The organism is Nonomuraea sp. NPDC049709, assembly GCF_040674815.1.
In the GTDB taxonomy this organism is placed as follows: domain Bacteria; phylum Actinomycetota; class Actinomycetes; order Streptosporangiales; family Streptosporangiaceae; genus Nonomuraea.
On sequence record NZ_JBFANM010000170.1, the window covers coordinates 1 to 9,085 of the forward strand.

A 9,085-nucleotide genomic window follows, 5' to 3' on the forward strand; every position below is an offset into this window, starting at 1 on the left:
CCCGCCAGGGAAACAACCCGGATGACGACTAACAAATCATCCGCACCCTGCATATTTCCAGCCGAAAGCCCCACAAACCGGAATTGCCCAGTTTTTCCACGTCAAGTCCGCGAGAAAAGAAACAATGCAGCGGGGAAAACGACGCGGCGAGGGCCCCCCGGCCATTGCCGGGAGAGCCCTCACCAGGTTGCCGTGGAGACGAGGAGAAATGAAAACCTCAGGCCGAACCGCGATCGAAATTGCGGACCGTTCCCGATGTCCCGCCGAAAAGACGGGAGCTCATCCCTGCGCCATCAACTCACGGTCATTTCACCTTGGCGTTTCGGTGCGGTTCCTGTCGTCCCGGTGGTCCCTGTGGTGCTCGAAGTGATTACGGTTGTAGTTGCGGTTGAAGACCTTGACCTTCAGGCGGAGCTTGTGGTGGTGGTGACGACGGTGTCCCCAGCCCCAACCCCAGCCGCACCGGCGCCAGCCCCAGCCGCAGCTGTTGAGGACGGAGGTACCAGTGCTGACCTGGGTGGCGGCACCAGCGCTGGCCGTGGTCGTCGCGGCGCCCACACTGACCACGCCACCGGTCATCGCCGTGCTGATGGCGAGGCCTGCGATAACACTTTTGAGCTTGGGCATTGCGTTTTCCCCCTAAAGGATCGATTGCCCCGTTCTCGACGTTTCCGGATAACCCAGAAACAGGTGTTGGACGGCTACTGAAGAGTCATCCACGATATGTGTCATTACCGGCAGAAGCACGGGCAAACAGATACGACTCCATTTTGCTCTGCATTAACAATCTTATTGCTCGCATTAAACATTTATCCAATGAAATAGCACGAAATATCCCGATATGTCCCAATTGATGATCGATTGGCGGCCGGTCGCGCCCGGCCGCCGGCCATGGGTACGGACGGGGCGCCCGCGACAGTGCACGACCCTCATTGACCGCGCTCAGCTCGCCGAGCTCGAACGCCTCACATTCGCCCACGCGCCCACGGCCCGCGTCCGACGACGCCGCTGCCCGGCGGTCACCCGGTCTCGGTCATCGGTGCCGACCGGCTCGCCGAGGGGTCGGCCGACTGGCGGCTCTGGTCCGCCTCGATCACCGCCGGCCGTACGAACGCGTGGACCCGCGGAACCCGCCCACCTCCAGGCCCGCCACATCACGCTCACCCTCCCGCCGCCCCGGGCGCCCAGGAGCGACCTGGCGCCCTCCGGGCGGCGGTGGCACGGCACGTCGCCCTGCACAACGACACCGCACGCGAGTTCAGCCATACGGTGCCGAGCGGGTGCAAGCGCAACCTCCGCCTGTCACCGCCCGCACAGGGAGAAGTTCGTCAACTGGCCGGACCCGGTCGTCCGATCGCGCCGGGGCCCGTACCTGTGGGCCTGACCCCGCACACGCCACCGGCCACGCGCATGCCGGCCGCCGCTCAGCTCGAAGGGCCACAGCACCGGCTCGGGTGATTCTGGAGGCGAAGAGGAACAGGCGCACGCCAGTGCGCGGGTCCCTGGCTCGAAGGCGCACGGGACGAACGCACCACAACCGCCGTGGGAGACCTCACCGTCCGGGGGACGGCAGCAGGGAAGGTTCTACGCGGACTTGCGGGTCTTCCGCTTCGCCGGGGCCTTCTCCTCGTCCTTGTCCTTGCCGGCGGACGCGGCCTTCCCGGCCGCCTTCTTCGGCTTGGCCGGCTCGCCCTCGCGCTCCCGCTTCGCCGCCTCCACGCTCGCCCTCAGCGCCGCCATGAGGTCCACCGCGGGCCCGGCCTCCTCCTCCTCGCGGGCCGGGATGACCTCCTTGCCGGCCACCTTCGCCTCGATGACCTGCTGCAGGGCCTCGCGGTAGGTGTCGTGGTACTCGCTCGGGTCGAAGTCCGACTCCATGGTGGTGATGAGGGACTCGGCCATCTTGAGCTCCTGGGCGCGTACTTCGATGTCCTCCTCCAGGAAGCCGAAGTCCGGCGTGCGGATCTCGTCCGGCCAGAGCATCGTCTCCAGGACGAACACGCCGTCCCTGACCCTCAGCGTGGCCAGCGACTCCCGCTGGCGCAGTGCCACCTTGACCACCGCCACCTGGCCGGAGCTCTCCAGGGCGTTGCGCAGCAGCACGTACGGCTTCGCCCCCTGCGCGTCGGGCTCCAGGTAGTACGACTTGGCGAAGTAGATGGGGTCGATCTGCTCCGCGGGCGTGAACTGGAGGACGTCGATCCGGCGGGACGTGGTCAGCGGCAGGCCCTCGAAGTCCTCGTCGGTGAGCACGACGATCTCGCCGCTCGCCAGCTCGTACCCCTTGGCGATGTCGGAGTAGGGGACCTCTTCACCGTCCTGCGTGCACACGCGCTTGTAGCGGATCCGGCCGCCGTCCTCGCGGTGCACCTGGTGGAACGTCACGTCCTTCTGTTCGGTCGCCGAATAGAGCTTTACCGGGATCGTGACCAGCCCAAAGGAGATCGCACCCTTCCAGATGCTGCGCATGGGCACTCCTCAGCTCTCAACGGCCTCACCGATGGGCACATACCCGTCATGGGGCAACCAATGCCATACCCAATCGAACCAATGCTTGCTGTACCTGGGGAACTACCCTCCGATCCCGACCGGTACGGCTTGGAGGTCAAGTGGGACGGCATCCGCGCGCTCATCCATGTTGACGGTGGGATGAGAGTGACGGGCAGACACGGGGTGGAGTACACCCGGCGGTATCCAGAAATTTCGGGGTTCGGGGTCAAGAACGCGATCATCGACGGCGAGGTCGTGGCCCTGGACCCGCGCGGCCGCCCCAGTTTCGAGCGGCTGCAACATCGCATGCACCTCACCGACCCTGAGCCGGTCATGCTGGAGCTCTACCCCATCACGTACATGCCGTTCGACCTGCTCTACCTCGACGGCACCCCGCTGTTCGACCTGTCCTACCGCGACCGCCGCGCGCTGCTCGACGAGCTGGACATCGGCGCGCCCCCGTACTTCCCCGGCGACTCCGGCCTGCTCGCCGCCACGTACGAGCAGGGCCTCGAAGGCGTGGTCGCCAAGCGCCTCGACTCCCCCTACCGGGCGGGCACGCGCTCCCCCTGGTGGATCAAGGTCAAGAACCTGACCGCCCGCGAGGTGGTGATCGGCGGCTGGAAACCCGGCAAGGGGCGCCGGTCGGGCGGGGTCGGGTCGCTGGTCATGGGGGTGTTCACGGACGCGGGTCTGACGTACGTGGGCCATGTCGGCACGGGGTTCACCGACGCCGTGCTGGACGAGCTGTACCAGAGGCTGCTGCCCCTGGAGATCCCGCACAGCCCGTTCTCCAATGAGGTTCCGTGGCGTAATCGATGGGTTAGGCCTGATCTGGTCGGGGAGGTGGCCTACACGATGTGGACCGACGAGCAGCGGCTGCGGCACCCCGTGTGGCGCGGGCTGCGCCCCGACAAGCTCCCCCCGGAGGTGAGGCTATGAAGGTGCCGGTCAAGGTGGACGGGCGCGAGCTGACGCTGAGCAACCTGGACAAGGTCCTCTACCCCGACTACGGCTTCACCAAGGCCGAGGTCATCGACTACTACAGCCGCATCGCGCCCGTACTGCTGCCGCACCTCCAGGGCAGGCCCCTGACCGTCAAGCGTTACCCGAACGGCGTCACCGGCCAGTTCTTCTTCGAGAAGAACGCCCCAGAGCACACCCCCGGCTGGGTCAGGCGGGTGAACCTGCCCGCCCCCGGCAGCACCAAGAACCGCGAGACCATCGACTTCGCCGTCGTGGACGACCTGCCCACGCTCGTCTACTACGCCAACCTCGCCGCCCTGGAGCTGCACGTCCCCCAGTGGCGCGTGGACGAGGAGGGCACGGCGCTGCCGCCCGACACGCTGGTGTTCGACCTCGACCCCGGCGCACCCGCGACGATCGTCGAGTGCACGCGGGTGGCTCTCATGCTGCGCGAGGTGCTGAAGGCCGAGGGGCTCACCGCCGTGCCGAAGACCAGTGGCAACAAGGGCATGCAGCTGTACGCGGACTGGGACTGCCGCGAGGAGCCCTCCGCGTTCGCCAAGAGGCTGGCCCAGTTCCTGGAGAAGGAGCATCCCGGCGAGGTCGTCAGCGTCATGACGAAGAAGGCGCGGCCCGGCAAGGTGTTCATCGACTGGAGCCAGAACAACCCGGCCAAGACCACCGTCGCCCCCTACTCGCTGCGGGCCAGGGAGCAGCCGACCGTCTCGACACCGCTGACCTGGAAGGAGGTCGAGGGTTGCGAGCGGCCTGAGGACCTGGTCTTCACCGCGCCCGACGTACTCGCCAGAGCGGAGAAGCGCGGCGACCTTTTCGGCCGGGCGTAGGCTGGACCCGTCCACACCGAGAGGGGGACCGAGATGTCGGAGATGGACATACGCGGGGACGAGAGCCCTTACCTCGAAGAGGAAGAGGGGGAGCTGTCGATCGAGACGCCCGAGGCCGACGCGGTCGAGCAGCACCGCGACATGCTCCAGAGCGTGGGCCGGCTGCGCCGCGAGCTGCCGCTGGACGTCGATCCCGCCGACGGGGCCGATCAGGACCGCGTGGTGGACCTCGACGATGACGACTACCGCTGAGCCCGGCCCGGCCGCGTCGACCTGAGCGAGTGACCCTGGCGAGGGGCCGAGCAAGTGGCCTGCGCGAGGGGCGCGCGCCGCTCACGGCCGTCGCCGAGCGGTGGCCTACCCCGCACGTAGGATGTCCGCACAGCCCGCTGAGAGACCAAAATGGAGACCCGCGTGACCGCAACCCCGGATGCCAAGCCCCGGGGCACCCGGCTGCCCCGCCTGGCCCGCCGCCGGCAGCTCCTGAGCGCCGCGCAGGAAGTTTTCGTGGAGAACGGCTATCACGCGGCCGCCATGGACGAGATCGCCGAGCGGGCCGGGGTCAGCAAGCCGGTGCTCTACCAGCACTTCCCCGGCAAGCTGGAGCTCTATCTGGCGCTGCTCGACCTGCACGTCGACGACATGGTCAACCGCTGCCGGGAGGCGCTGGCCTCCACGCACGAGAACAAACTGCGCGTGCAGGCCACGTTCAGCGCGTTCTTCGACTTCGTCTCCACGCAGGGCGAGGCGTTCCGCCTGGTCTTCGAGTCCGACCTGCGTAACGTCGCACCGGTGCGGCAGCGGGTCGAACGCTCGCTGCAGGAGTGCGCGGAGATGGTCAGCGAGCTCATCCAGGAGGACACCGGCTGCACCAGCGACGAGGCACACCTGCTGGGGGTCGGCCTGGTCGGCATGGCGGAGGTGAGCGCCCGCTACTGGGTGACCACCCACGGCTCCATCCCCAAGGACGCGGCCGAGCAGTTGATGGCGCGGCTGGCCTGGCGCGGCATCAGCGGATTTCCGCGTACGGCATAACCCGTTCGCTGGGCGCGATCATTCGCCTTTTCACGGGTACGAGCGACGACGATGGGATGGAGCCACCCCGTCGACAAGGGAGCCACCATGGAAATCAAGATCGGCGTACGCTCCGTACACCGCGAACTCGTTGTTGAGACCGACCTCAGCGCTGAGCAGGTCGAAGAGGAGATCAGAAACGCGTTGTCCGTCGATCGCGGCGGCGTGTTCGCGATCACGGACGCGAAGGGCAGGCGGGTCGTGGTGCCGGTGGCCGCGCTCGGGTTCATCGAGATCGGTGAGGACGAGTCCAGGCCGGTCGGATTCGGCGGCACGCTCTAAGGCTCACAAGCGGGGGGTACGGCTCAGTCGCCGTACCCTTCACGAGCACTCCCCCAGCGTCCGGCGGGACGAGCTCAGCCCCGGGTCCGTGGCCCGCCGAGCTGACAGCCCCGAGGCTTTCGGCGCCGGGAGACGTGATGACGCCTCAGCTCGGTGGCCGGACAACCCGCGCTCTCCCTCCGCAACACGGCGCGCGAGGTCCAGCGATTCGGCCCACATCTCGTCAAGGAACTGCCGTAGCGGCGCGAGGCCCTCATGCCTCGCACGGTACAACCGTTTCGTGCCCTCGCGCCGCTCGATGACCAGACCCGCCTCTTCGAGCACCCGCAGATGTCCCGAAATGACGGACAACGGCCGGAGCTCAGAGGCCCATCGCGGCCATGCGCTTGTTGTGGGCCTCGGTCAGCTTCGCGAAGAGCCGGGAGATATCGGTTTGGCCCTCCCCCAGCGACTCCATGAGCAGCAGCGCCAGCTCGGGCCGCGCCGAGGCCACCTGCTGCCCCTGGCTGAGCGCCTCCCCGACCAGCCGCCGCGCCCAGAGCGCCAGCCGCCCGGCGGACGTCGGCTCGGCCTCGATCCCCGCCCTGACCCGGTCGACCGTGAACTGCGAGCGCTCCCCGTCCACCAGCACCTCGTCCACCAGCCGGGCGATCGAGGGATCGAGGTGCCTGGCCGCCTCCCGGTAGAAATCGAGCGCGATGCCGTCGCCCACATATGTCTTGACCAGCGCCTGCAGCCAGTCGGCCGGCCTCGTCTGCGCGTGCCAGGCGTCCAGGGCGCCCACGAACGGCGACATCGCCGCGTCGGGATCGGCTCCCAGCTCGGTCAGCCGGTCGCGCAGGAGACGGAAGTGGGCGTACTCGGTCACGGCCAGCTCGCTCAGCGCCGCCCGGTCGGCCAGCGAGGGCGCCAGAGTGGCGGCGTCCTCGGTCATGCGCGCGTAGGCGCTAAGCTCGGCATAGGCCAGCACACCCAGCAGGTCGACGACTCCAGGAGACTCCTTCATGGAAGGCAGCGTACTTCGGAGAATCTTCGGGAACATAAGCAAGCTCGGTCAGCGTTGTGGTATCGAGTACACTGCTCTGTGAAAGTGCGACCGCACTGTGTTAATTCGGGGGATTCCCCCGATTACCCCCCGAATCCCCGGGTGCGCGGTCGCTGATGACGCGAGAGGGCTGGCTCTACCGCGAGGACCCACGACACGGGGCTGTTTTCGGCCCGTCGGTCCCGGCAGGCCCGCCTTCATTTGAGACTGAGGCAGGCCACGCTGACGACTTTCCGAGACCTCGGAGTCACACCAGAGATCGCCGATGCCCTCGAGACCGAGGGTATCGTCACACCGTTCCCCATCCAGGAGATGGCGCTCCCGCTCGCCCTGACCGGCCAGGACCTGATCGGCCAGGCACGCACGGGCACGGGAAAAACCTACGCGTTCGGCATCGCGATGCTCCAGAGCATCGGCAAGCCGCGCAAGAATCGCAAGAAGCCCCGCGGGCTGGTCGTCGTACCGACCCGTGAGCTGGCCACGCAGGTCAGCGAGGACCTCGTGACCGCGGCCGGCAAGCTCGGTTCCCGGGTCCTGACCGTGTACGGCGGTCGCGCGTACGAGCCGCAGATCGAGGCGCTCAAGGCCGGGGTCGACGTCATCGTCGGCACCCCCGGCCGCCTGCTCGACCTGGTCAAGCAGAAGCACCTCGACCTGAGCCAGGTCACCTCCCTCGTCCTCGACGAGGCCGACCGCATGCTCGACCTGGGCTTCCTGCCTGACATCGAGCGGATCTTCAAGCTGATCCCCGCGGAGCGGCAGACGATGCTGTTCTCGGCGACCATGCCGGGCGAGATCGTCGCGCTGTCGCGCAAATACCTCAACCGCCCGACGCACGTACGCGCCGAGCACGAGACCGGCGAGAACGAGACCACGCCGCAGGTGCGCCAGATCGTGTGGCGTACGCACCGCATGGACAAGATCGAGATCCTCGGCCGGCTGCTGCAGGCCGACGGCCGCGGTCTCACCATGGTCTTCTGCGAGACCAAGCGGGCCTGCGACATGGTCGCCGAGCAGCTCGACACGCGTGGTTTCGCGGTCGCGGCCGTCCACGGCGACCTCGGCCAGGGCCAGCGCGAGCAGGCGCTGCGCGCGTTCCGCAACGGCAAGATCGATGTGCTGGTGGCCACCGACGTGGCGGCCCGCGGCATCGACATCGACGACGTCACCCACGTGGTCAACTACGACTGCCCCACCGACGACAAGACCTACGTGCACCGCATCGGCCGCACCGGCCGGGCCGGGCGCACGGGCATCGCGGTCACGTTCGTGGAGTGGGAGGAGCTGACCCGCTGGAAGATGATCAACCAGATGCTCGGGATGGACTTCGCCGAGCCCGTGGAGTCCTACTCCACCTCGCCGCACGTCTACTCCGAGCTCGCGATCCCCGAGGGCACCAAGGGCGTCCTGCCGCACGCGAGTCGTTCGCGCGCGGGGCTGTCCGCGGAGCGCATCGAGGATCTCGGGGAGACCGGCCGCACCCGCACACGTGGCGGGCGACGCCGTGACGAGCGTGACGAGCGCGAGGAGCGCCCTGCCCGTACCTCTCGCCAGCGCCGCCGCACCCGCGGCGGGAGAGAGCTGACCGAGACCGCACCCGTCGAGAGGCCGGAGGTCGAACTCGTGGATGCCAAGACGGAGGAGACTCCAGCCATCTTCACAACGGACGAGATCCAGGCGGCCACCGAGCCCAAGCGTGCCCGTGCGCGCAGGGGCGCGGCCTCCACGGCCATCGAGCAGGCTCTCGCCGACGCCCCCGAGGCGCCGGTGAAGCGGGTCCGCTCGCGCCGGGCCGCCGCCGAGGCGCCCGACGAGGTGGCGCCGGCGAACGGCACGCGCTCGCGCGGTCCCGCCGCCGAGGCCCCCGCCCAGGAGGCCGAGGAGGCGGCGCCGGTCAGGCGCGTCCGCACCCGCCGGACCGCCGCCGTGCAGGAGCCGGTCGAGCCGGTCGAGTCGGTCGAGCCGATCCAGCCGGCCGAGACGGTCGAGAAGGTCACGGAGCCGCCGGCGGCGCCGGTGGCCGAGCGCCGGACCGCACCGGCGGCCGAGCGGCAGACCGCACCGGCCGCGGAGAGCCGGCCCGAGCCGGTCGCACGGCCGGAGCCGGAGCTCGAGCCGAGCTTCCTGTCGACGCCGCCTCCGCCGGTCCGCCGGGAGCCGGAGCGGATCATCCCGCCCAGCCCGTTCGCGGTGATCTTCCAGTCACCCGACCTGGCCACGGACGACGACGACATCGCGCCGTCGGCCGCGACCGAGCGGAAGCAGCAGCGCCGCCAGCCCCGTGGTGGTGGCGGCGGCGACGAGGACGACCTGATCGTGCGGCGGCTGCGCGCGGCGGGCGCCGTCACCGTGGGCAAGACCAACACCCCGGAGTTCGGCACCG

9 protein-coding genes are annotated in these 9,085 nt (G+C 68.7%); 6 read left to right on the forward strand and 3 right to left on the reverse strand.

Annotated features, from left to right (window positions below):
* Nucleotides 1-309: 309 nt before the first annotated feature.
* Both AB0J69_RS60870 and AB0J69_RS60875 read right to left on the reverse strand, forming a co-directional pair.
* Entirely contained in the window at nucleotides 310-627 is a 318-nt protein-coding gene (locus AB0J69_RS60870) for a hypothetical protein (protein WP_364138311.1), read from the reverse strand.
* A 957-nt stretch (nucleotides 628-1,584) separates the two neighbouring features.
* Nucleotides 1,585-2,469 (reverse strand): Ku protein, encoded by an 885-nt coding sequence (locus AB0J69_RS60875; RefSeq protein WP_364138314.1) that lies wholly within the window; start codon nucleotides 2,467-2,469, stop codon nucleotides 1,585-1,587.
* An 81-nt stretch (nucleotides 2,470-2,550) separates the two neighbouring features.
* Here AB0J69_RS60875 and ligD (AB0J69_RS60880) point away from each other — a divergent pair, with 81 nt between their 5' ends.
* The 5 genes from ligD (AB0J69_RS60880) (at nucleotide 2,551) to AB0J69_RS60900 (ending at nucleotide 5,657) form a co-directional block, all read left to right on the forward strand.
* Nucleotides 2,551-3,432: a non-homologous end-joining DNA ligase gene (gene ligD / locus AB0J69_RS60880; protein ID WP_364138317.1), complete on the forward strand. Its 882-nt coding sequence runs from the start codon at nucleotides 2,551-2,553 to the stop codon at nucleotides 3,430-3,432.
* On the forward strand, nucleotides 3,429-4,301 hold the full coding sequence (gene ligD / locus AB0J69_RS60885; protein ID WP_364138319.1) for a non-homologous end-joining DNA ligase: 873 nt from the start codon (nucleotides 3,429-3,431) through the stop codon (nucleotides 4,299-4,301). Before ligD (AB0J69_RS60880) ends, ligD (AB0J69_RS60885) begins: the two co-directional genes overlap by 4 nt.
* Nucleotides 4,302-4,343: 42 nt before the next feature.
* Nucleotides 4,344-4,553 (forward strand): hypothetical protein, encoded by a 210-nt coding sequence (locus AB0J69_RS60890; protein ID WP_364138321.1) that lies wholly within the window; start codon nucleotides 4,344-4,346, stop codon nucleotides 4,551-4,553.
* A gap of 162 nt (nucleotides 4,554-4,715) precedes the next feature.
* The gene (locus AB0J69_RS60895; RefSeq protein ID WP_364138324.1) at nucleotides 4,716-5,336 is read left to right on the forward strand and encodes a TetR/AcrR family transcriptional regulator; all 621 of its coding nucleotides are present in this window, start codon (nucleotides 4,716-4,718) and stop codon (nucleotides 5,334-5,336) included.
* Between the two features lie 87 nt (nucleotides 5,337-5,423).
* Nucleotides 5,424-5,657, forward strand: coding sequence for a DUF3107 domain-containing protein (locus tag AB0J69_RS60900; RefSeq protein ID WP_364138327.1), 234 nt, complete (start codon nucleotides 5,424-5,426; stop codon nucleotides 5,655-5,657).
* 361 nt (nucleotides 5,658-6,018) lie between these two features.
* Here AB0J69_RS60900 and AB0J69_RS60905 read toward each other — a convergent pair whose 3' ends face one another.
* A complete protein-coding gene (locus AB0J69_RS60905) occupies nucleotides 6,019-6,663 on the reverse strand; it encodes a ferritin-like fold-containing protein (protein ID WP_364138330.1) in 645 nt (214 codons plus the stop codon).
* Nucleotides 6,664-7,014: 351 nt separating this feature from the next.
* Between AB0J69_RS60905 and AB0J69_RS60910 the strand changes: the two genes are divergently transcribed.
* The coding region (locus AB0J69_RS60910) for a DEAD/DEAH box helicase (protein ID WP_364138333.1) at nucleotides 7,015-9,085 on the forward strand (2,071 nt) is incomplete at its 3' end.